We start from the raw sequence: 23,438 nt of genomic DNA on the forward strand, positions 1-23,438 counted from the left end.
AACGATCAACGATCAACGGTTAAAGGTTTTGCAGGGTTTCTAGCAGGACTCTGACCTTGGTAATCGATTCCTGATACTCCGCCTGCCAGTCCGAGTCAGCGACGATCCCGCCACCGCCCCAGCAGCACACCTGCCCATCCTTCACCAGCAGACTGCGAATGGCGATGGAGCTGTCCATCTCGCCACGCACGTCCAGATACAGCAACGAACCGCAATACAAGCCGCGTCGGGTCGGCTCCAGTTCGTCGATGATCTGCATCGCACGAATCTTCGGTGCGCCGGTGATCGAGCCGCCGGGGAAGCTGCCGGCAATCAGATCCAGCGCATCGCGATGTTCCGCCAGTTCACCGGTTACGCTACTGACCAGGTGATGCACGTTCGGATAGCTTTCCAGGCTGAACAACTCCGGCACCCGCACCGAGCCGATGCGGCAGGTGCGGCCCAGGTCATTGCGCAGCAGGTCGACGATCATCAGGTTTTCCGCGCGATCCTTGGGGCTGGCCAGCAGTTCGGCGGCGTTCGCCGCGTCTTCGGCCGGAGTCGCGCCACGGGGGCGGGTGCCCTTGATCGGACGGGTTTCCACTTGGCGCTGACTGACTTTGACGAAACGCTCGGGCGACAGGCTCAGTACTGCGTTGCCGTCGGGCAGGCTCTGGAACCCGGAAAACGGCGTCGGGCAGGCCTCGCGCAATTTGCAGTAGGCCAGCCATGGATCGCCCTGGCACGGCGCGCGGAAACGCTGGGCGAAATTGACCTGATAGCAGTCGCCGGCCTGGATGTAATGCTGGATACGCTCGAACGCCTTACGGTATTCATCGGCCGAGAGATCGGCTGCCATCGGGCTGCTCAGCTTGAAAGGCGTCAGTACGGTGTCCACCGGCTGGCTGAACACATCGATCAGCCGTTGTTTCTCGCTGGCGCTGACCGAGGGGTGGAACACCAGTTGGCTGGTGGCCGATTGGTGATCGCTGATCAGTGCCCAGTCGTACAGACCAAAACGCGCATCGGGCAATTGCAGGTCATCCCGGGCCTGGCTCGGCAGGTTTTCCAGATGTCGGCCGAAGTCGTAGCTCAGGTAACCGATCAGGCCGCCGACGAAGGGCAATTCGTAGCCGTCGGGCAATTGCGCCTCGCCCAACCGGGTCAGATTGTTCCGCAAGCGTTGCAGGAAATCGTCGCCGTGTTCGTCCGGCAACACCGCCAGTTGTTCCAGCGGCCAGGCGCTGAGCAGGTCATAACGGCCACGGTCGGCACTCGGCCGGCCGCTGTCGAGCAGCACGGCGCCGGGCGCATGGCGGACGGCCGCGAAATAGTCGGCGGGGTTGGCGCGGTAGGGCAGCGGGTGTACGGAACAGGTCAACATGGGCGGGGCAGATCGGCCATCGAGGCGGGGTGGGGATTGTAGTCCCCTCCGGGAATTGCTCCTAGAGGGGATGTCGGGGATTGGCAGATTGGCGGCAGGTATCACGCTTGATCGTTTGATCGTTCCCACGCTCTGCGTGGGAATGCATCCCGTGACGCTCCGCGTCACAGTGGACGCGGAGCGTCCATGTCGGCGTTACCACGCGGAGCGTGGGAACGATCATGAAAGGGAAGTCAGCCCTCGACCGCCGGAATATGCCCAAACAACTCCTGAGCAAACGCCACCCGCTCTTCAACCGACTCCGTCACCCCGCGCGCCTTGAGCTCTTCCAGATGCGCTTCCACCGCATGGGTGCGCAACGTCAGCCCGCAATCATTGGCAATCTGGATATTCAGCCCCGGCCGCGCATTCAACTCCAGAATCAGCGGGCCTTTCTCCTGGTCCAGCACCATGTCCACGCCGATGTACCCCAGGCCACACAGCTCATAACAACCGGCGGCGAGCTTCATGAAACCGTCCCAGTAGGGCAGTTGCACGCCGTCCACCGCGTTGGTGGTGTCCGGGTGTTTGGTGATGATGTTGTTCAGCCAGGTGCCACGCAGGGTCAGGCCGGTGGCCAGGTCAACACCGACGCCGATGGCGCCTTGGTGCAGGTTGGCCTTGCCGCCGGACTGACGGGTCGGCAAACGCAGCATCGCCATCACCGGGTAACCCATCAGCACGATGATGCGGATGTCCGGCACGCCTTCGTAGCTGATGCTCTTGAAGATCTGGTCCGGGGTCACCCGATATTCGATCAGCGCCCGGTCGCGGTGGCCACCCAGCGAATACAGGCCGGTGAGGATGCTCGAGATATGATGCTCCAGCTCTTCGTGGGCAAGGATCTTGCCCGACACCGTGCGATAGCGGCCCTCGAAACGGTCGGCGATGACGATGATGCCGTCACCGCCGGCGCCCTGGGCCGGCTTGATCACGAAGTCGTTGCGCCCGCCGATGATCTCGCCGAGCTTGTCGATTTCCTTCTCCGTGGAAATCACGCCATACAGTTCCGGCACGTGAATGCCGGCCTCGATCGCGCGTTCCTTGGTGATGATCTTGTCATCGACGATCGGGTAAAGGCTGCGCTTGTTGTACTTGAGCACGTAGTCGGCGTTACGCCGATTGATACCCATGATGCCCCGGGCTTCCAGGGCCTTCCAGGTCTTCCAGAAACCGAACATCAGGCGTCAGCCTTCTTCAGGAAAGCCTTGAAACGCACCAGCTCGGTCAGGCGGTAGCCGCGATAGCGACCCATGGCCAGCATGAAACCCACGAGGATCAGCAGGATCGCCGGGAAGGTGAACACGAAGTACACCAGCTCCGGAACGGTCATGATCAGGTGCGCCAGGGACGCCGCGAACAGCGTGCCGATCGCCACTTTCATGGCATGGCTGGCGCCGCGTTCTTCCCAGGTGATCGACAGGCGTTCGATGGTCATGGTCAGAATCACCATCGGGAACAGCGCCACCGACAGACCGCGCTCCAGACCGAGTTTGTGACTGAACAGGCTGATCGCCGCGATCAGCACCACCACGAACGTCAGCACCACCGACAGGCGCGGCAGCATTTGCAGCTTCAGGTGTTCCAGATACGAGCGCAGCGATAACCCGAGCGCGGTGATCACGGTAAACAGCAGGATGCCGAAGCCCAGCTGTGTCTCGCGGAAGGCCAGGGCGATCAGCACCGGCGTGAACGTGCCGAGGGTCTGCAGGCCGATCAGGTTGCGCAGGATCAGGATCACCAGCACGCCGATCGGGATCATCACCATGATCATGAAGGTCTGCTGGGTTTGCAGCGGCAGGCCGTACAGCGAGTATTCGAGGAAATTGGCGTCGGTGTTTTCGTCGGTCAGCTTGGCCAGACGAATCGCGTTCATCTCGCTGTTGTTCAGGCTGAAGGTCACGTTGGCTTTCTTGCCGCCGTCGACGGTGATCAGGTTTTCATCACCGCTCCACCACAGCAGGCGGTCGGTCGGCAGGCCTTGTTCGCCGGTTTCCGGGTTGAAGTACAGCCAGTCGGTGCCGTTGAAACTGCGCAGCCACAGTTCCGGGGTTTGCGGCTGATCGGCGACGAGGCGGATGGTGTGGACTTTCTCCACCGGCACGTGGGCGATGGACAGCAGCAGCTCGACGATCTTGGCTTTGTGCGGCGTCGACGGATCGCCGGCCAGCAGCAGTTTCACGTTGTCGTCGTTGACGTTGTTGACGCGTTTGATCGCCTCGCCAATGAAGGTCTCGACGTCGGCCGAATGCTGGCGGATCGGCGCGAGCAGGGCTTCGGCGGCGATCTTTTCCGGGCCTTCGATGGCCATGCTGTCGCGGAAGGTCGGGCCTTTGACCTTGGTTTTTTCGGCGGTGTAACGCTTGGTCAGCACCAGACGGTAATAAAGAGTCTGATTGCCCTTGGCCCGGCGTGCCGACCAGGTGACCTTGCGGTTGCCGTCGACGCGGTTGACCGCCACGCCGTAGTTGTTGGAGATGAAGCTTTCATTGAGGCTGACGTAATCGCGGCTCAGGGGCGGCACGAACATCTGGATCTTCACCGGATCCTTGGTGCTGGCGACGAACTCGACCTTGGCGTCGATGTTCCACAGGTCGTCGGTGGCGTCTTCGGTCACCGGGATGCCGAGCACGAAAATCTGATAGGCCGTAACCGAAACGCCCAGCAACACCAGGATGGTGATCAGGACTTTCAGGTGGAAGGTTAGAGAACGCATGGAAATTACTCGGCGGTATGAGCGGCGATGGCGCAGGCGGGTTTGCCGGCAGCGTATTTAAGACTGGGATCGACCAGCGCATCGAAGCGTTTCAGCGCCTCGGAGCCGATCAAAAGCGGGTATTGGAACGCACTACGGTCGGTCAGGTTCACTTCGATGCTGCGCATTGCCGAACCCATGCAGATGTCCAGCTCGATTACCGGGCGGGCGGTGTACTTCTTGCCTTCTTCCGGGTCGTAGTCGCCGGCGCGGCGCTTGATCTTGCTGACCCGGGCCAGCGGCCGTTCGATCGGGTGCGAATGCGCGGCGTCGATGGCCAGGTAGAAACGTACCCAGGACTCGCCGTTGCGTTTGAAGCGTTTGATGTCGCGGGCGCTCAGGGAGGCGGTTTTCGCCCCGGTGTCGAGTTTCGCCGCCACTTCCAGGTTGATCCCGTCGAGGGCAGCGTATTCGTTGAGGCCGTACACGGTCTTTTCCCCCGCCGCAGCGAGGCCGGGCAGGCAAAACAGTGCAAAGAATGTGGGGAAGGGCTTGAGTCTCATAAATCCTGGCGAGCAGCGTTCCGTTCTCGGTTCAGGGCCATGGCATCAGGAAATCCTGTCTGCCCATGCGCCTTCGTGTGCCTATCAGCTTTTTATGACAAGCCGTGCAAATGACTCGCAAATGCGGGCGGCATTCTAGCACGGTGGTTTTATGGCGCCAGCGCCGGGACCGGTCTATAACCCTTGGGGCTGAGATGAAGGCTTATTAGACGATTGTCGACAATCTAGATTTATCCTTTGACTGATGCGGGCTGATTCGCTAGTTTTTGCCGCATTGGATTTGAAGGTGTCGACAATATGCTGGATCAACTCGATCCCCCGGTGGTCAGCGGCGACGATTCCGAGACGCTCTCGGAAAACGTCTTCCGGCGCATCCAGGCGGCCATCGTCAAAGGCGAGATCGCCCCGGGCAGCAAGATCTCCGAGCCGGAACTGGCGCGCACCTACGGCATCAGCCGCGGGCCGCTGCGCGAAGCGATCCACCGGCTGGAAGGCCAGCGTCTGCTGGTGCGCGTACCGCACGTCGGTGCCCGGGTGGTGTCGCTGAGCCACGCCGAATTGCTCGAACTCTACGAAATCCGCGAGTCCCTCGAAGGCATGGCCTGCCGTCTGGCGGCCGAACGCATGAGCGTCGAAGAAATCGACGAACTGCGCCGGGTGCTGGAAACCCACGAACGCGATGCAGCGTTTCAGGCCGGTGTCGGCTACTACCAGCAGGAAGGCGATTTCGACTTTCACTACCGGATCATCCAGGGCAGCGGCAACCGCACCCTCACGCAAATGCTCTGCGGCGAGCTCTATCAACTGGTGCGCATGTACCGCATCCAGTTTTCCACCACGCCCAACCGCCCGCGCCAGGCCTTTGCCGAACACCACCGGATTCTCGATGCCATCGCCGACCGTGACGGCGAGCTCGCGGAATTGTTGATGCGCCGTCACATCGGCGCCTCGAAACGCAACATCGCCCGTCATTACCAGGACGGCGCCGACAACAAGACAGCCACTGAACGAGGTGAGTCATGAGTTCCAACAAGAGCACTCCAGGCCAGCGTTTCCGCGATGCGGTCGCCAGCGAACATCCGCTGCAAGTGGTCGGGGCGATCAATGCCAACCACGCGCTGCTGGCCAAGCGCGCCGGTTTCAAGGCGATCTACCTGTCGGGTGGCGGGGTGGCTGCCGGCTCCCTCGGCGTGCCGGACCTGGGCATCACTGGCCTGGATGACGTGCTGACCGACGTGCGCCGCATCACCGACGTCTGCGACCTGCCGCTGCTGGTGGACGTGGACACCGGTTTCGGCGCCTCGGCGTTCAACGTGGCCCGCACCGTCAAGTCGATGATCAAGTTCGGCGCGGCGGCGATTCACATCGAAGACCAGGTCGGTGCCAAGCGCTGCGGTCATCGTCCGAACAAAGAGATCGTGACCCAGCAGGAAATGGTCGACCGCATCAAGGCTGCCGTCGATGCCCGCACCGACGACAGCTTCGTGATCATGGCCCGCACCGACGCGCTGGCTGTTGAAGGCCTGGAATCGGCACTGGATCGCGCCGCCGCGTGCATCGAGGCCGGCGCCGACATGATTTTCCCGGAAGCCATCACGGAACTGGAGATGTACAAGCTGTTCGCCAGCCGTGTGAAAGCGCCGATCCTGGCCAACATCACCGAATTCGGCTCGACGCCGCTGTACACCACCGAGCAACTGGCCGGCGCCGATGTGTCGCTGGTGCTGTACCCGCTGTCGGCATTCCGCGCGATGAACAAGGCCGCGGAAAACGTCTACACCGCGATCCGCCGCGACGGCACTCAGCAAAATGTCATCGACACCATGCAGACTCGCATGGAGCTTTACGATCGCATCGATTACCACACCTTCGAGCAGAAGCTCGACGCGTTGTTTGCGGCGAAGAAGTAAGCCGCAACCGTACTCCCTAATAAATTCAAGATTGGAGACAACAATGGCCGAAGCAAAAGTACTCAGTGGCGCCGGGCTCCGGGGCCAGGTTGCCGGGCAAACCGCACTGTCCACCGTGGGCCAGGCCGGTGCCGGGCTGACCTATCGCGGCTACGACGTGCGCGAACTGGCAGCAGACGCACAATTTGAAGAAGTGGCGTACCTGCTGCTCTACGGAGAACTGCCGACCAAGGCGCAACTCGCCGACTACCAGAGCAAACTCAGCAAGCTGCGTGACCTGCCACAAGCGCTGAAAGAAGTGCTGGAACGCATCCCCGCCGACGCCCACCCGATGGACGTGATGCGCACCGGATGCTCGTTCCTGGGCAACATCGAGCCGGAGAAAGACTTCTCCGAGCAACGCGACAAGACCGACCGCCTGCTGGCCGCGTTCCCGGCGATCATGTGCTACTGGTATCGCTTCAGCCACGACGGCAAACGCATCAATTGCGTGACGGACGAACAGTCCATCGGCGGCCACTTCCTGCACCTGCTGCACGACAAGAAGCCGAGCGAACTGCACGTCAAAGTGATGAACGTGTCGCTGATCCTCTACGCCGAGCACGAATTCAACGCCTCGACCTTCACCGCTCGGGTGTGCGCTTCGACCCTGTCCGATCTGTATTCCTGCGTCACGGCGGCCATCGGTTCCTTGCGCGGCCCGCTGCACGGTGGCGCCAACGAAGCGGCGATGGAAATGATCGAGCGCTTCTCGTCGCCGGAAGAAGCGATCAAGGGCACCCTCGGCATGCTCGAGCGCAAGGACAAGATCATGGGCTTCGGCCACGCGATCTATAAGGACAGCGATCCGCGCAACGAGGTGATCAAGGGCTGGTCGAAAAAACTCGCCGACGAAGTGGGCGACAAGGTGTTGTTCGCGGTTTCCGAAGCCATCGACAAGACCATGTGGGAACAGAAAAAACTGTTCCCCAACGCCGACTTCTACCATGCCTCGGCGTACCACTTCATGGGCATTCCGACCAAGCTGTTCACCCCGATCTTCGTCTGCTCGCGCCTGACCGGCTGGGCGGCGCACGTATTCGAACAGCGCGCCAACAACCGCATCATCCGTCCAAGCGCCGAGTACACCGGCGTCGAACAGCGCAAGTTCGTGCCAATCGAACAGCGCTGACCGGGGAGGGCGCCGGCACAGGCGCCCCCTCTTTGAAACTACCGTGACCGAGTCCTGACCGATGAACACAGAATTTCGCAAGAACCTGCCCGGCACGCCGCTGGACTTTTTCGACGTCCGCGCGGCTGTCGATGGGATCCAGCCCGGCAGCTACGACACCCTGCCGTACACCTCTCGCGTGCTGGCGGAAAACCTCGTGCGTCGCTGCGACCCGGCCACGCTCACCGATTCCCTGAAACAACTGATCGAGCGCAAACGCGACCTCGACTTCCCGTGGTTCCCGGCCCGCGTGGTGTGCCACGACATTCTTGGCCAGACCGCACTGGTGGACCTGGCCGGCCTGCGCGACGCGATTGCCCAGCAGGGCGGCGATCCGGCGCAGGTCAACCCGGTGGTGCCGACGCAACTGATCGTCGACCACTCGCTGGCGGTGGAAGCGGGCGGCTTTGACAAGCAGGCCTTCGAGAAGAACCGCGCCATCGAAGACCGTCGAAACGAAGACCGCTTCCACTTCATCAACTGGACCAAGAAGGCGTTCAAGAACGTCGACGTGATCCCGCCGGGCAACGGCATCATGCACCAGATCAACCTGGAGAAAATGTCGCCGGTGATCCAGGTGCGCGACGGCGTGGCGTTCCCGGATACCTGCGTCGGCACTGACAGCCATACCCCGCACGTCGATGCGCTGGGCGTGATTGCCATCGGCGTCGGTGGTCTCGAAGCTGAAAGCGTGATGCTCGGCCGCGCATCGTGGATGCGCCTGCCGGAAAGCGTCGGCGTCGAACTGACCGGCAAGCTGCAACCGGGCATCACCGCCACCGACATGGTGCTGGCCCTGACCGAATACCTGCGCAAACAGAAAGTCGTGGGCGCATGGCTGGAGTTCTTCGGCGAAGGTGCTTCGGCACTGACCCTCGGCGACCGCGCGACCATCTCCAACATGGCCCCGGAATACGGCGCCACGGCGGCGATGTTCTACATCGACCAGCAGACCATCGATTACCTGAAACTCACCGGTCGCGAAGACCAGCAAGTGCAACTTGTCGAGCAATACGCCAAGCAGATCGGTCTCTGGGCCGACAGCCTGAAAGGCGCGCAATACGAGCGTGGTCTGACCTTCGACCTGTCTTCGGTGGTGCGCAACATGGCCGGCCCGAGCAACCCGCATGCCCGTGTGGCGGTCTCGGATCTGGCCGCCAAAGGCATCGCCGGCCAGTGGCAGGACGTGCCGGGGCAAATGCCTGACGGCGCGGTGATCATCGCCGCCATCACCAGTTGCACCAACACCAGCAACCCGCGCAACGTGATCGCCGCCGGCCTGCTGGCGCGCAATGCCAACAAGCTCGGGCTGACCCGCAAGCCGTGGGTCAAGTCGTCGCTGGCGCCGGGCTCGAAAACCGTGGCGCTGTACCTCGATGAAGCGGGGCTGACCACGGAACTGGAGCAGCTCGGTTTCGGCGTCGTCGCGTTTGCCTGCACCACCTGCAACGGCATGTCCGGCGCGCTGGATCCGGTGATCCAGCAAGAGATCATCGACCGCGATCTGTACGCCACCGCTGTGCTGTCCGGCAACCGCAACTTCGACGGCCGGATTCACCCGTACGCCAAGCAGGCGTTCCTCGCTTCGCCGCCGCTGGTGGTGGCTTACGCGATTGCTGGCACCATCCGTTTCGACATCGAAAAAGATGTGCTGGGCGTGGTCGACGGCAAGGAAATCCGCCTTAAAGACATCTGGCCGAGCGACGAAGAAATCGACGCGGTGGTGAAATCCTCGGTCAAGCCCGAGCAGTTCCGTCAGGTCTACATCCCGATGTTCGCCATCCATGAAGACACCGGCCCGAAAGTAACGCCGCTGTACGACTGGCGCGAAATGAGCACCTACATCCGCCGTCCGCCGTACTGGGAGGGCGCGTTGGCCGGGGCGCGGCCGCTCAAGGGCATGCGTCCGTTGGCGGTATTGCCGGACAACATCACCACCGATCACCTGTCTCCTTCGAACGCGATCATGCTCGACAGCGCCGCCGGCGAATACCTGGCGAAAATGGGCCTGCCGGAAGAGGACTTCAACTCTTACGCGACCCACCGTGGCGACCACCTGACCGCGCAGCGCGCGACGTTTGCCAACCCGAAATTGTTCAACGAAATGGTCGTGGAAAACGGCAAGGTCAAACAGGGTTCGCTGGCCCGTGTCGAGCCGGAAGGCCAAGTGATGCGCATGTGGGAAGCCATCGAAACCTACATGGAGCGCAAGCAGCCGCTGATCATCATCGCCGGCGCCGACTACGGCCAGGGTTCGTCCCGCGACTGGGCGGCGAAAGGCGTGCGGCTGGCGGGTGTGGAAGCGATCGCCGCCGAAGGTTTCGAGCGCATTCACCGCACCAACCTGGTGGGCATGGGCGTGTTGCCGCTGGAGTTCAAACCGGGCACCGACCGCAAGACCCTGGGTATCGACGGCAGCGAAACCTACGACGTGATCGGCGAGCGCACGCCGCGTGCCGACCTGACGCTGGTGATCCATCGCAAGAACGGCGAGCGTGTCGACGTGCCGGTGACCTGCCGTCTCGACACCGCTGAAGAAGTGTCGATCTATGAGGCTGGCGGGGTGTTGCAGCGCTTCGCTCAGGACTTCCTCGAAGAGTCGGCGGTTGCCGTTTAAACCACGTAGTGCGAACGCGGGTCGGTTGATCCGCGTTTGCTGATAAGGAGCACCATGGCTCACGCACCGCAAATAAGAATCCCCGCCACCTACATGCGTGGTGGCACCAGCAAAGGCGTGTTTTTCAGCCTCAAGGACCTGCCCGAAGCCGCGCAGATTCCCGGTCCGGCCCGCGATGCGCTGTTGCTGCGGGTCATCGGCAGCCCCGATCCGTACGACAAGCAGATCGACGGCATGGGCGGCGCCACGTCCAGCACCAGCAAAACCGTGATCCTGTCGAAAAGCATCAAGGCCGATCACGACGTCGATTACCTGTTCGGTCAGGTGTCCATCGACAAGCCCTTCGTGGATTGGAGCGGCAACTGCGGCAACCTGTCGGCGGCGGTCGGTTCGTTCGCCATCAGCAACGGTCTTGTGGACGCCAGCCGCATTCCGCACAACGGCGTGGCGGTGGTTCGCGTGTGGCAGGCCAATATCGGCAAAACCATCATTGCCCACGTGCCGATCACCAATGGCGAAGTTCAGGAAACCGGTGATTTCGAACTCGACGGCGTGACCTTCCCGGCTGCCGAAGTCCAGGTCGAATTCATGGATCCGGCGGCGGAAGAAGAGGGCGGCGGTGGCTCGATGTTCCCCACCGGCAACCTGATCGACGAGCTGGAAGTACCGGGTGCCGGCACCTTCATGGCGACCATGATCAACGCGGGGATCCCGACGATCTTCGTCAACGCCGAAGACATCGGCTACACCGGCACCGAACTGCAGGGCGCGATCAACAGCGATCCGAAAGCGTTGCAGATGTTCGAGGCCATTCGTGCCTACGGTGCTTTGCGCATGGGGCTGATTTCCAGTCTGGATGAAGCGGCCAAGCGTCAGCACACACCGAAGGTTGCGTTTGTCGCCAAGCCTGCGGATTACGTCGCGTCCAGCGGCAAAGCCATTGGCGCCGGGGATGTGGATTTGCTGGTGCGGGCGTTATCGATGGGCAAGCTGCACCACGCGATGATGGGGACGGCGGCGGTGGCGATTGGCACCGCAGCAGCCATCTCGGGCACTTTGGTGAATCTGGCGGCTGGTGGTGTGGAGCGGAATGCGGTGCGGTTCGGGCATCCGTCCGGGACGTTGCGTGTTGGCGCAGAAGCCAGCCTGGAAAATGGTGAGTGGGTGGTGAAGAAGGCGATCATGAGCCGAAGTGCGCGCGTCCTGATGGAAGGTTACGTCCGCGTTCCTGGCGACTCTTTCTGATCCCGACACCGAGCACATGTGGGAGCGAGCCTGCTCGCGATGACGGACTGACATTCAGGATTGATGTCGGCTGATAAACCGCAATCGCGAGCAGGCTCGCTCCCACAGTTGTCTGCATTTCAATAAGAAGAAAATTAGTCCTGAACCGAGGTCCCATCAACGAACCACTTTCAAGAGTGAATCGAACATGAGCGCCAACGTCGACCTGAACAACCGCCCCGACTACGACCGTGTCCTGCAGGACATTGCCGATTACGTCCTCAGCTACAAAATCACATCCGCCGAAGCCCTCGACACCGCCCGCAATTGCCTGATGGACACCCTGGGCTGCGGCCTGCTGGCCCTGCGCTTTCCCGAATGCACCAAACACCTTGGCCCGATGGTCGAAGGCACCGTCGTCCCATTCGGCGCGCGGGTCCCTGGCACCTCCTATCGCCTCGACCCGGTGAAAGCCGCGTGGGACATCGGCTGCATCGTGCGCTGGCTCGATTACAACGACACCTGGCTCGCCGCGGAATGGGGCCATCCGTCGGATAACCTCGGCGGGATTCTCGCGGTGGCCGATCACCTGTCGCAAAAGCGTCTGGCCAACGGTGAAGCGCCGCTGACCATGCATGATGTACTCGAAGCCATGATCATGGCCCACGAGATTCAAGGCGTGATCGCTCTGGAAAACTCCTTCAATCGTGTAGGCCTCGACCACGTCATTCTGGTGAAAGTGGCCTCGACTGCCGTGACCGCCAAACTGATGGGCGCCAACCGTGAGCAGCTGTTATCGGCGTTGTCCCATACGTTCGCCGACGGTCAGGCGTTGCGCACGTACCGCCATGCGCCGAACGCCGGTTCGCGAAAATCCTGGGCGGCGGGGGATGCGTCGAGCCGGGGCGTGCGGCTGGCGGATATCGCGATGCGCGGCGAAATGGGCATTCCCGGCGTCTTGAGTGCCAGACAGTGGGGCTTTTACGACGTTCTGTTCAGCCACACCAACAATGATCTGGCACTCAAGCCTGAAGACAAGCGCGCCTTCAGCTTTTCGCGACCGTTCGGCAGCTACGTGATGGAGAACGTGCTGTTCAAAATCAGCTTCCCCGCCGAATTCCACGCGCAAACCGCCTGCGAAGCCGCCGTGACCCTGCACCCGCAGGTGCGCAACCGTCTGCATGAGATCGACCGGATCGTCATCACCACCCACGAATCGGCGATTCGCATCATTTCCAAGGTCGGGCCGCTGGCCAATGCTGCCGACCGCGATCACTGCCTCCAGTACATGACCGCCGTGCCGCTGGCGTTCGGCAATCTGGTGGCCGAGCAGTACGAAGACGATTTCCATAAGGCCCATCCGGTCATCGATGTGCTGCGCGAGAAAATGGTCATCGTCGAAGATCCGCGTTTCACCCGCGAATACCTGGAGGCCGACAAGCGCTCGATCGCCAATGCGGTGCAGGTGTTTTTCAAGGACGGTTCGAGCACGGAAAACGTGGTGGTGGAGTACCCGATCGGCCATCGCCGGCGTCGCGCCGAGGGTATTCCGTTGCTGGAGGACAAATTCCGGGCAAATCTGGCGACCCGCTTCACCGGGCAGCGCAGCGGGGAGATTCTGGTGTTGTGCAAGGATCAGGCGCGGCTCGAGGCCACGCCGGTGCACCGGTTTGTCGATTTGTTTGTGATCTGAGGGGCCGCGTTATCGTTCTTCGCGGGCAAGCCACGCTCCCACAGGGTTTTGTGTCGGATGCAATTTTTGCAAACGCCACGACACCTGTGGGAGCCGGGCTTGCCCGCGAAGGCGTCAGATCAGACACCGCAGAGCTATTTGAAGCGCCGCTCGACGCCTTTTTCCACGAGGATCTTCGCGGAGATTTCTTCAACGGAGAAATGCGTGGAGTTGATGTTCGGGATGTTCTCGCGGCGGAACAGGTTTTCCACTTCGCGCACTTCGAACTCGCACTGGGCGTAACTCGAGTAACGGCTGTTGGGCTTGCGTTCGTTGCGGATCGCGGTGAGGCGGTCCGGGTCGATGGTCAGGCCGAACAGCTTGTGCTGGTGGGCGCGCAGGGCGGCCGGCAGTTGCAGGCGTTCCATGTCGTCTTCGGTCAGCGGGTAGTTGGCCGCGCGGATGCCGAATTGCATCGCCATGTACAGGCACGTCGGCGTCTTACCACAACGCGACACGCCCACTAGTATCAGATCGGCCTTGTCGTAATAGTGGGTGCGGGCGCCGTCGTCGTTGTCGAGGGCGAAGTTCACCGCCTCGATCCGCTCCATGTAATTGGAGTTGTGACCGATGGAGTGGGACTTGCCGACGGTGTAGGAAGAATGCTCGGTCAGTTCCTGCTCGAGCGGGGCGAGAAACGTCGAGAAGATGTCGATCATGAAACCATTGGAGGTTGCGAGAATCTCACGAATGTCCTGATTGACGATGGTGTCGAAGATAATCGGCCGGAAACCGTCGGTTTCAGCGGCTTTGTTGATTTGTTGTACCATGGCCCGCGCTTTTTCAACGCTGTCGATGTAGGGGCGCGTGAATTTGCTGAAGGTAATGTTTTCGAACTGCGCCAGAAGGCTTTGACCCAGGGTTTCGGCGGTGATACCGGTGCCATCGGAGATAAAGAAAGCAGATCGTTTCATTTGCACCTTGGGCCTTAAGCTAATGAGCATTTCTGGATATGATAGGCGCGATTTGTCGGCCGCCATTGGCCCGCATTCTCACTTATTTTCCAGGTCCAGGCCATACAGCCGGCCAACGCTCCCCCGAGCCGCCGGTTTCTGAGCTTTTCCAACACAGTTAGTGGAGAGATCACCTTGGTAGAGTACGTAGTTTCCCTCGATAAGCTCGGCAAACACGATGTTGAGCATGTGGGGGGCAAGAACGCATCCCTGGGCGAGATGATCAGTAACCTGGCCGGTGCCGGTGTTTCGGTCCCCGGCGGCTTCGCCACCACGGCGCAAGCCTATCGCGACTTCCTGGAACTGAGCGGTCTGAACGATCAGATCCACAAGGCCCTTGATGCGCTGGACGTCGATGACGTCAATGCCCTGGCCAAGACCGGCGCCCAGATCCGCCAATGGATCATGGAAGCCGAATTCCCTGAAAAACTGAACACCGAGATCCGCACCGCGTTCGCCGCGTTGTCGGCCGGTAATCCTGACGTGGCCGTGGCCGTGCGTTCCTCCGCCACCGCCGAAGACCTGCCGGACGCTTCGTTCGCCGGTCAGCAGGAAACCTTCCTGAACATCCGTGGCGTGGAAAACGTCATCCGTGCGGCCAAGGAGGTGTTCGCTTCCCTGTTCAACGACCGTGCCATTTCCTACCGCGTGCACCAGGGCTTCGACCACAAACTGGTCGCCCTGTCGGCGGGCGTGCAGCGCATGGTGCGTTCGGAAACCGGCACCGCCGGCGTGATGTTCACCCTCGATACCGAATCCGGCTTCCGTGACGTGGTGTTCATCACCGGCGCCTACGGCCTGGGCGAAACCGTCGTACAAGGCGCGGTGAACCCGGACGAATTCTATGTCCACAAGGGCACCCTGGAAGCCGGTCGCCCGGCAATCCTGCGCCGCAACCTGGGCAGCAAGGCCATCAAGATGATCTACGGTGACGAGGCCAAGGCCGGTCGTTCCGTGAAAACCGTTGATGTCGACAAGGCCGAGCGCGCGCGTTTCTGCCTGACCGACGCTGAAGTCGGCGAGCTGGCCAAGCAGGCGATGATCATCGAGAAGCACTATGGCTGCCCGATGGACATCGAGTGGGCCAAGGACGGTGACGACGGCAAGCTGTACATCGTGCAGGCCCGTCCGGAAACCGTGAAGAGCCGCACCCAGGCCAACGTCATGGAACGTTACCTGCTGAAAGAAACCGGCACCGTGCTGGTGGAAGGTCGTGCCATCGGCCAGCGCATCGGCGCCGGCAAGGTGCGGATCATCAAGGACGTCTCCGAGATGGACAAAGTCCAGCCGGGCGACGTGCTGGTTTCCGACATGACCGACCCGGACTGGGAACCGGTCATGAAGCGCGCCAGCGCCATCGTCACCAACCGTGGCGGCCGTACCTGCCACGCGGCGATCATCGCCCGTGAGCTGGGTATTCCTGCTGTTGTCGGTTGCGGTAACGCCACCCAACTGCTGAAGGATGGCCAGGGCGTGACCGTGTCCTGTGCCGAAGGCGACACCGGTTACATCTTCGAAGGCGAACTGGGCTTCGACATCAAGAAGAACTCCGTCGACGCCATGCCGGAGCTGCCGTTCAAGATCATGATGAACGTCGGCAACCCGGACCGCGCCTTCGACTTCGCGCAGCTGCCGAACGCCGGTGTGGGCCTGGCCCGTCTGGAATTCATCATCAACCGCATGATCGGTGTACACCCGAAAGCGCTGTTGAACTACGACGGCCTGCCACAGGACATCAAGGAAAGCGTCGACAAGCGCATCGCCGGTTACGACGATCCGGTCGGCTTCTATGTCGAGAAACTGGTTGAAGGCATCAGCACCCTGGCCGCTGCGTTCGCACCGAAGAAGGTCATCGTGCGTCTGTCGGACTTCAAGTCCAACGAATACGCCAACCTGATCGGCGGCAAACTCTACGAGCCGGAAGAAGAAAACCCGATGCTGGGCTTCCGTGGCGCTTCGCGTTACATCAGCGAATCGTTCCGTGACTGCTTCGAACTCGAGTGCCGTGCGCTGAAGCGCGTGCGCAACGAGATGGGCCTGACCAACGTCGAAATCATGGTGCCGTTCGTCCGTACCCTCGGCGAAGCCAGCCAGGTGGTCGATCTGCTGGCCGAGAATGGCCTCAAGCGTGGCGACAACGGCCTGCGCGTGATCATGATGTGCGAACTGCCATCCAACGCGATCCTGGCTGAAGAATTCCTCGAATTCTTCGACGGTTTCTCGATCGGCTCCAACGACCTGACTCAGCTGACATTGGGTCTGGACCGTGACTCCGGGATCATCGCGCACCTGTTCGACGAGCGTAATCCGGCGGTCAAGAAGCTGCTGGCCAACGCGATTGCCGCGTGCAACAAGGTCGGCAAGTACATCGGTATCTGCGGTCAGGGCCCTTCGGACCACCCGGACCTGGCCAAGTGGCTGATGGAGCAGGGCATCGAAAGCGTGTCGCTGAACCCGGACACCGTGCTGGAAACCTGGTTCTTCCTTGCCGAAGGCCAGGCGGCGGAATAAGCCGTGAATGAAGCCCCGGCCCGTTGAGTCGGGTCAGGGCTTTAAGATTGAAGTAGGGCGAGCTCTCCGGATGCCGCCCTTTTTTGTGCAAGAGCATTATGCAAAGCAGCAGCAACTTATTTCCTGTCGCCCTGATCAGCGCCGAGCGACGCGGTGATCTGAGCGAAGACGTTTACCGTTTGAAACCGGGCAACAGCCCTGACTGGTCCGTGGAAATCGCGGTGACCCGGCTCGGCATGGCCGATGAGCCGGCGTCGCGCGGCGTGCCGGTGATCTTGCTGCACGGCAGTTTTTCCAATCGGCGCTTCTGGTTCTCGCCGAAGGGGCTGGGTCTGGGCGCGTATCTGACGCGTCTGGGTTTCGATGTGTGGATCCCGGAAATGCGTGGTCACGGTCTGTCCCAGCGCAACGAGGACTACCGCCGCAACCGGGTCGCCGACTATGCCCGTTACGATCTGCCGGCGATTGCCGCGTTCGTCCGTGAGCAGAGCGGGCAGATTCCGCATTGGATCGGTCACTCGCTGGGTGGCATCACGTTGGCGGCTGCGCTGGGCGGCGAATACCTCGGTGAGCCGGCGGTGGCGTCGGCGGCGTTTTTCGGCACCCAGGTCAGCCGCACCTATTGGCCGCTGAAGATTCCGCCGGTGGAGTGGAGCGGGCGCTTCATTCTCAAGCGTTTTGCCCAGTTGTCCGGCTCGCGACTCAAGCGCGGCCCCGAGGACGAGCCGATCGGCCTGGCGCTGGAAAGCATGCGCTGGTACGGACTGTTCGGGCGTTTCGGCGACAAGGACAAGGATTGGTGGGCAGGTCTTGCCGACGTGCAGGTCCCGGTGCTGGCGGTAAGCGCGGCGGGGGATCATCAGGATCCGGCCTGGGCCTGCCGGAAACTGTTCGAACAGATCGGCTCCGAGCACAAGCAGTTCATCAACTTGGGCCGTGAACAGGGTTTCAACGATCAGTTCGGCCATGTCGAGATGCTGGTCAGCAAAGCGGCGCAGGCCGAGGTCTGGCCGCTGGTGGCGCGTTGGTTGGCGGATCAGCACACGCCATTGCTCGGCGAGAAGCCGGATCTGGCGGCAGCGGTGTGAGCGCGGCGCCCTGAAAAGGGCATTTCGTTCGGGGCGGCTTGCGGCTAAGATATGACGCGCTGGACGGTTCTGGTCATATTTAGTGACTGTTTCGCTATTACGTTTCAGCCTGTGTTCAGGTTCGTTCAGCGACCATGACATGGGCTAAGGTAAACAGCGACCGTTGGGACTCGTTTCAAAAGAGTGCGACATTCTTGCTCGTCTTCCTTGTTACAGGAGTTTTTCGATGAACCATTACCTTACGCCTGACCTGTGCGACGCCTATCCGGAGCTGGTTCAGGTGCTGGAACCGATGTTCAGCAATTTCGGCGGCCGTGATTCGTTCGGCGGCGAAATCGTGACCATCAAATGCTTCGAAGACAACTCGCTGGTCAAGGAACAAGCCGAGCTCAAGGGCAACGGCAAGGTGCTGGTGGTCGATGGTGGTGGTTCCCTGCGCTGCGCGCTGCTGGGCGACATGATCGCCGAGAAAGCCGCGAAAAACGGTTGGGAAGGGCTGGTGATCTACGGTTGCATCCGTGATGTGGACGTCATCGCCCAGACCGATCTCGGCGTTCAGGCCCTGGCCAGCCATCCAAAAAAGACTGAAAAGCGCGGTCTCGGCGACCTCAACGTGCCGGTGACCTTCGCGGGTGTGACCTTCCATCCTGGTCAGTACATCTATGCGGACAACAATGGCGTGATCATCTCGCCAAGTCCGCTGAAAATGCCTGAATAAATCGCGGTAACCACAGGGGTGAGGATGTTCGAGGAAGAAAACGCGCAATGGGGGCTGGTGCATGCCCTGGTGCTGGACGGTAAAGGCGGTGCGCGTTCGATAGCCCGGACTGATCTCGACGATCTGCAACTGCAGGCTCATGAAAGCCTGTGGCTGCACTGGGATCGCAGTCACCCGCAGACCCAGACCTGGCTGCGCAAATCCAGTGGGCTCAACGAGTTCACCTGCGATTTGCTGCTGGAAGAAAATACCCGCCCACGCCTGTTGCCGCTGCCGGACTCCGAGCTGCTGCTGTTTTTGCGCGGGGTCAATCTGAACCCGGGTGCCGAGCCGGAAGACATGGTGTCGGTGCGGATCTTTGCCTCCGCCCAGCGGGTGATTTCCCTGCGTTTGCGTCCATTGCGCGCCACCGACGAGTTGCTGGCGATGCTCGCCGAGGGCAAGGGGCCGAAAACCTCGTCCGAACTGATGCTGTATCTGGCGCAATTCCTCACCAACAAGGTGCAGGATCTGGTGACTTGTCTCTCCGAAGTGGTCGATGAAGAGGAAGAAAAACTGGATGCCGACGAACGGTATACCCCCGAGCACGGCGCCATTTTGCATATCCGTCGCCGGGCCGCCGGACTGAAGCGTTTTCTGGCACCGCAGCGGGATATTTTCGGACAGCTGACGCGGATAAAGCTGCCGTGGTTCGTCGATGACGATGCCGACTACTGGAACGAATTGAACAACAGCCTGACCCGTTATCTCGAAGAGCTCGAATTGACCCGAGAGCGCGTGGGGCTGGTGCTGGAGGCCGAAGACCGGCGCTTGAGCGTGCACATGAATCGCACGATGTATCGCTTCGGGATCATCACCTGCATCTTCTTGCCGATGAGTTTTATTACCGGTCTGTTGGGCATAAACGTTGGCGGAATACCGTTCGCCAGCAGCCCTTATGGCTTCCTCATCGCCTGCCTGACGGTGCTCGCCCTGGCGTTCGGACAATGGTGGTTGTTCCGCCGATTGCGCTGGGTCTGACGATGCATCATGTGACCCGACCAAATTTGCCCGCGTCTTTCACAGACATCACGAGAGGTGCGTATGCACGATCCGTTTGAACAGTCTTTGCGCGACATGCTCAACGCTTCGCCGTCCAGCCGCGACGACGATGCCTGCCTGGGTCGCGTGCTCAAAACCGCCAACCGCCAGGTCGGCGCCGGCGATCTGTTCAGCCTGCTGGGCCGCTGGCTGCCCGCGCTGATGATCGCCCTGAATAACGGCTCGGCCCATGTCGCGCCGGTCTCCCGTCTCCGTAAACCTACCGCTCGCACTGCTGATAAGGCTGATTGAATATGGAACTTGATCTCTGGACTCAGAGCCTCGTCACTGCAATGACTGCGTTGTGGACCAAAGTCGCTAACTTCATTCCTAACCTGTTCGGCGCATTGGTTGTGCTGCTTTTGGGTTTCGTCGTGGCCAAGCTGCTGGACACCTTGCTCTCCAAGTTGCTGGCCAAACTGGGGCTTGATCGCCTGATGGGCGGCACCGGCCTGACTAAATTGATGTCCCGCGCGGGGCTGCAAGTGCCGATCTCCACGTTGATCGGCAAAATCGTTTACTGGTTCGTTCTGCTGATTTTTCTGGTTTCGGCAGCAGAATCCCTTGGACTTGAGCGAGTTTCAGCTACGCTTGACATGCTCGCGCTGTATTTGCCGAAAGTGTTCGGTGCCGCGCTGGTATTGCTGGTGGGTGTCCTGCTCGCACAACTGGCCAATGGCCTGGTTCGCGGGGCGGCAGAAGGCGTAGGCCTGGACTACGCTTCAGGACTTGGGCGAATTGCCCAGGGCCTGGTGATCATCATCAGCATTTCGGTCGCGATCAGTCAGCTGGAGGTCAAGACCGACCTGCTGAACCATGTGATCGTCATCGTATTGATTACCGTTGGTCTGGCGGTTGCGCTGGCCATGGGTTTGGGAAGCCGGGAAATTGCCGGTCAGATTCTTGCGGGAATCTATGTGCGTGAGTTGTATCAGGTTGGGCAACAAGTGCGTATTGGCGAGGTCGAAGGCCAGATCGAAGAGATCGGCACGGTTAAGACCACATTGCTGACCGATGAGGGTGAGCTAGTCTCTCTCTCCAATCGGATCCTGCTGGAACAGCATGTGAGTAGCCGCTAACCCGGCAAACCCTGCTAATGTATGCCGCCGCAAAATGCCAGCTGTCGCTGGCTGCGGTGGACATTGACCTGACTGTCGGCACGACTTGTTTTGAATAAAGCCCAAACGCTATCCACGCGCTACGATCCCCGCGAGCTCTCTGATGAGGAGTTGGTCGCGCGCTCGCATACCGAGCTTTTTCACGTGACGCGCGCCTACGAAGAACTGATGCGGCGTTACCAGCGGACATTATTTAACGTGTGCGCACGATATCTTGGGAACGATCGCGACGCAGACGATGTCTGTCAGGAAGTGATGTTGAAGGTGCTGTACGGCCTGAAGAACTTCGAGGGGAAATCGAAGTTCAAGACATGGCTATACAGCATCACCTACAACGAATGCATCACACAGTATCGGAAGGAACGGCGAAAGCGTCGCTTGATGGACGCACTGAGTCTTGACCCCCTCGAGGAAGCGTCCGAAGAAAAGGCGCCGAAACCCGAGGAGAAGGGCGGACTGGATCGCTGGCTGGTGTATGTGAACCCGATCGACAGGGAAATTCTGGTGCTACGATTTGTCGCAGAGCTGGAGTTTCAGGAGATCGCAGACATCATGCACATGGGTTTGAGTGCGACAAAAATGCGTTACAAACGCGCTCTTGATAAATTGCGTGAGAAATTTGCAGGCATTGCTGAAACTTAGTTCGGCGCAAATATCTCTTACGTGTAGGCAAGTTCTGATAGACTTGCCGCCGAGTTGTCCCCCGGTTTGCGGGACTGCTTCACAATCACCAGATGGGGATTTAACGGATGAAACTGAAAAACACCTTGGGCTTGGCCATTGGTTCTTTGATTGCCGCCACTTCTTTCGGCGCTCTGGCACAAGGCCAAGGCGCAGTTGAAATCGAAGGCTTCGCAAAGAAAGAACAATTCGACAGCGCTCGTAACTTCAAGAACAACGGCAACCTGTTCGGCGGTTCGATCGGTTACTTCCTGACCGACGACGTTGAACTGCGTCTGGGCTACGACGAAGTGCACAACGTGCGTGCCGACGATGGCAAGAACGTCAAGGGCGCCAACACCGCTCTGGACGCTCTGTACCACTTCAACAACCCAGGCGACATGCTGCGTCCATACGTTTCGGCCGGTTTCTCTGACCAGAGCATCGACCAGAACGGTTCGAACGGTCGTAACCGTTCCACCTTCGCCAACCTGGGCGCTGGTGCCAAGCTGTACTTCACCGACAACTTCTACGCCCGTGCTGGCGTTGAAGCTCAGTACAACATCGACCAGGGCGACACCGAGTGGGCTCCTAGCGTCGGTATCGGTGTGAACTTCGGTGGCGGCTCCAAGCCAGCTGCTGCTCCAGTTCCAGCACCGGCTGAAGTCTGCTCCGACAGCGACAACGACGGCGTTTGCGACAACGTTGACAAGTGCCCGGACACCCCAGCCAACGTAACTGTTGACGCTGATGGCTGCCCAGCAGTTGCTGAAGTTGTTCGTGTTGAGCTGGACGTGAAGTTCGACTTCGACAAGTCGGTTGTTAAGCCAAACAGCTACGGCGACATCAAGAACCTGGCTGACTTCATGAAGCAGTACCCATCCACCACCACTACTGTTGAAGGTCACACTGACTCCGTCGGTCCTGACGCTTACAACCAGAAACTGTCCGAGCGTCGTGCAAACGCCGTTAAGCAAGTTCTGACCAACCAGTACGGTGTTGAATCGTCCCGCGTTCAGTCGATCGGCTACGGCGAATCCCGCCCAGTTGCTGACAACAAAACTGAAGCTGGCCGCGCTGTTAACCGTCGCGTAGAAGCGCAGGTTGAAGCTCAAGCTAAGTAATTAGCTGCCGCTACGAGAAAAGCCCGGCTTATGCCGGGCTTTTCTTTGCCTGCGATTTGGTGAAACCGGGGATTTTCAGGCCAACCGGTCGGCTGGCCAGTGAATCGAATCGACCAGGGTTGCAGCCGCTGCGACGGCGCCTATGACCAGAATCGCAGGGCTCCTGAGCTGGAAACCAAGGGCATCGTCTTCCATCGCTGTCAGATTGCTGCGGCATTCGCGTTGCTCCGGCAATGAAGCATTCTCGATCATCGCCACTGGCATATCTGCCGCCATCCCTCCTGCCAACAGCTGTTCGCGAATCTCGCCGAGCTTCGCCACCCCCATGTAAATCACCAGCGTCGTGCCGCCCTGCGCCAAGGCCCGCCAGTTCAACTGGCTGTCGTCCTGAGTGTGGGCCGTGACCAGCGTCACGCCTCGGGCCACGCCGCGCAATGTCAGCGGAATATCACACTGGGTCGCGCCGGCCAGTCCGGCGGTGATGCCATTGACCAGTTCCACCTCGACCCCGCGCTCGCGCAACCACTGCGCTTCCTCACCCCCACGCCCGAAAATGCACGGATCGCCGCCCTTGAGCCGCACCACGCATTTGCCCTGACGGGCATAACGCAGCATCAGCCGATGGATGAACGCCTGGGGCGTCGAGCGGCAGCCGCCGCGTTTGCCGACGGCAATGATCCGGGCAGCAGGGCAGTGCTCAAGTACCGCCTCATTGACCAGATCGTCGATCAGCACCACCTCGGCCTCGCGCAAGGCACGCACCGCTTTGAGCGTCAGCAATTCAGGATCACCAGGGCCCGCGCCCACCAGCCAGACTTTCGCGTTCATGGTGT

At 60.6% G+C, this 23,438-nt stretch carries 20 protein-coding genes; 14 read left to right on the top strand and 6 right to left on the bottom strand.

Annotation, left to right across the window (positions count from 1 at the left end; translation table 11 throughout):
* Positions 1-19 precede the first annotated feature (19 nt).
* The 4 genes from pabB to rloA all read right to left on the bottom strand — a co-directional run bounded on the left by pabB (position 20) and on the right by rloA (position 4,660).
* Positions 20-1,363: an aminodeoxychorismate synthase component I gene (gene pabB / locus ACEN93_RS25995; RefSeq protein WP_495610671.1), complete on the bottom strand. Its 1,344-nt coding sequence runs from the start codon at positions 1,361-1,363 to the stop codon at positions 20-22.
* A gap of 233 nt (positions 1,364-1,596) precedes the next feature.
* Positions 1,597-2,583 carry an alpha-L-glutamate ligase-like protein gene (locus ACEN93_RS26000; protein WP_039769976.1) on the bottom strand — a complete coding sequence of 329 codons (987 nt, stop codon included), beginning with the start codon at positions 2,581-2,583 and terminating at the stop codon, positions 1,597-1,599.
* A complete protein-coding gene (gene rloB, locus ACEN93_RS26005) occupies positions 2,583-4,118 on the bottom strand; it encodes an osmotic stress tolerance membrane protein RloB (RefSeq protein ID WP_039769978.1) in 1,536 nt (511 codons plus the stop codon). Before rloB ends, ACEN93_RS26000 begins: the two co-directional genes overlap by 1 nt.
* A 5-nt stretch (positions 4,119-4,123) precedes the next feature.
* The gene (gene rloA / locus ACEN93_RS26010; RefSeq protein WP_011333239.1) at positions 4,124-4,660 is read right to left on the bottom strand and encodes a retropepsin-like aspartic peptidase RloA; all 537 of its coding nucleotides are present in this window, start codon (positions 4,658-4,660) and stop codon (positions 4,124-4,126) included.
* Positions 4,661-4,957: 297 nt separating this feature from the next.
* On the opposite strand from rloA, the gene ACEN93_RS26015 reads away from it, so the two are divergent.
* The 6 genes from ACEN93_RS26015 to prpD all read left to right on the top strand — a co-directional run bounded on the left by ACEN93_RS26015 (position 4,958) and on the right by prpD (position 13,314).
* The gene (locus ACEN93_RS26015) at positions 4,958-5,683 is read left to right on the top strand and encodes a GntR family transcriptional regulator (protein ID WP_074687615.1); all 726 of its coding nucleotides are present in this window, start codon (positions 4,958-4,960) and stop codon (positions 5,681-5,683) included.
* Positions 5,680-6,570, top strand: coding sequence for a methylisocitrate lyase (gene prpB / locus ACEN93_RS26020; protein ID WP_007951973.1), 891 nt, complete (start codon positions 5,680-5,682; stop codon positions 6,568-6,570). The genes ACEN93_RS26015 and prpB overlap by 4 nt, the downstream gene beginning before the upstream one ends.
* Before the next feature lie 43 nt (positions 6,571-6,613).
* On the top strand, positions 6,614-7,741 hold the full coding sequence (gene prpC / locus ACEN93_RS26025; protein ID WP_039769981.1) for a bifunctional 2-methylcitrate synthase/citrate synthase: 1,128 nt from the start codon (positions 6,614-6,616) through the stop codon (positions 7,739-7,741).
* A gap of 61 nt (positions 7,742-7,802) precedes the next feature.
* Positions 7,803-10,397 carry a Fe/S-dependent 2-methylisocitrate dehydratase AcnD gene (gene acnD, locus ACEN93_RS26030; protein ID WP_074687617.1) on the top strand — a complete coding sequence of 865 codons (2,595 nt, stop codon included), beginning with the start codon at positions 7,803-7,805 and terminating at the stop codon, positions 10,395-10,397.
* Between the two features lie 54 nt (positions 10,398-10,451).
* Entirely contained in the window at positions 10,452-11,642 is a 1,191-nt protein-coding gene (gene prpF / locus ACEN93_RS26035; RefSeq protein WP_495610672.1) for a 2-methylaconitate cis-trans isomerase PrpF, read from the top strand.
* A 187-nt stretch (positions 11,643-11,829) separates the two neighbouring features.
* On the top strand, positions 11,830-13,314 hold the full coding sequence (gene prpD / locus ACEN93_RS26040) for a 2-methylcitrate dehydratase (RefSeq protein ID WP_495610673.1): 1,485 nt from the start codon (positions 11,830-11,832) through the stop codon (positions 13,312-13,314).
* A gap of 134 nt (positions 13,315-13,448) precedes the next feature.
* Here prpD and ppsR read toward each other — a convergent pair whose 3' ends face one another.
* The gene (ppsR, locus tag ACEN93_RS26045) at positions 13,449-14,267 is read right to left on the bottom strand and encodes a posphoenolpyruvate synthetase regulatory kinase/phosphorylase PpsR (RefSeq protein ID WP_007951980.1); all 819 of its coding nucleotides are present in this window, start codon (positions 14,265-14,267) and stop codon (positions 13,449-13,451) included.
* Between the two features lie 174 nt (positions 14,268-14,441).
* Between ppsR and ppsA the strand changes: the two genes are divergently transcribed.
* The 8 genes from ppsA (at position 14,442) to ACEN93_RS26085 (ending at position 22,605) form a co-directional block, all read left to right on the top strand.
* Entirely contained in the window at positions 14,442-16,817 is a 2,376-nt protein-coding gene (gene ppsA / locus ACEN93_RS26050) for a phosphoenolpyruvate synthase (protein WP_495610674.1), read from the top strand.
* Positions 16,818-16,915: 98 nt separating this feature from the next.
* Positions 16,916-17,905, top strand: a complete 990-nt coding sequence (locus tag ACEN93_RS26055) for an alpha/beta fold hydrolase (RefSeq protein WP_011333247.1) — start codon at positions 16,916-16,918, stop codon at positions 17,903-17,905.
* 226 nt (positions 17,906-18,131) lie between these two features.
* The gene (gene rraA / locus ACEN93_RS26060; RefSeq protein WP_011333248.1) at positions 18,132-18,623 is read left to right on the top strand and encodes a ribonuclease E activity regulator RraA; all 492 of its coding nucleotides are present in this window, start codon (positions 18,132-18,134) and stop codon (positions 18,621-18,623) included.
* 24 nt (positions 18,624-18,647) lie between these two features.
* A complete protein-coding gene (locus ACEN93_RS26065; RefSeq protein ID WP_039769992.1) occupies positions 18,648-19,643 on the top strand; it encodes a zinc transporter ZntB in 996 nt (331 codons plus the stop codon).
* A gap of 63 nt (positions 19,644-19,706) precedes the next feature.
* Positions 19,707-19,955, top strand: a complete 249-nt coding sequence (locus tag ACEN93_RS26070; RefSeq protein ID WP_007951986.1) for a hypothetical protein — start codon at positions 19,707-19,709, stop codon at positions 19,953-19,955.
* A gap of 2 nt (positions 19,956-19,957) precedes the next feature.
* Complete coding sequence (locus ACEN93_RS26075) at positions 19,958-20,782, top strand: mechanosensitive ion channel family protein (RefSeq protein WP_007951987.1); 825 nt, start codon at positions 19,958-19,960, stop codon at positions 20,780-20,782.
* Between the two features lie 90 nt (positions 20,783-20,872).
* Positions 20,873-21,463: an RNA polymerase sigma factor SigX gene (sigX, locus tag ACEN93_RS26080; protein WP_011333251.1), complete on the top strand. Its 591-nt coding sequence runs from the start codon at positions 20,873-20,875 to the stop codon at positions 21,461-21,463.
* A 107-nt stretch (positions 21,464-21,570) separates the two neighbouring features.
* Positions 21,571-22,605 (top strand): OmpA family protein, encoded by a 1,035-nt coding sequence (locus tag ACEN93_RS26085; RefSeq protein ID WP_011333252.1) that lies wholly within the window; start codon positions 21,571-21,573, stop codon positions 22,603-22,605.
* A 75-nt stretch (positions 22,606-22,680) separates the two neighbouring features.
* On the opposite strand, the gene cobA is transcribed toward ACEN93_RS26085, so the two are convergent.
* The gene (gene cobA / locus ACEN93_RS26090) at positions 22,681-23,433 is read right to left on the bottom strand and encodes a uroporphyrinogen-III C-methyltransferase (protein WP_495610675.1); all 753 of its coding nucleotides are present in this window, start codon (positions 23,431-23,433) and stop codon (positions 22,681-22,683) included.
* Positions 23,434-23,438: the final 5 nt, after the last annotated feature.

Source organism: Pseudomonas sp. Pseusp21, from assembly GCF_059492145.1.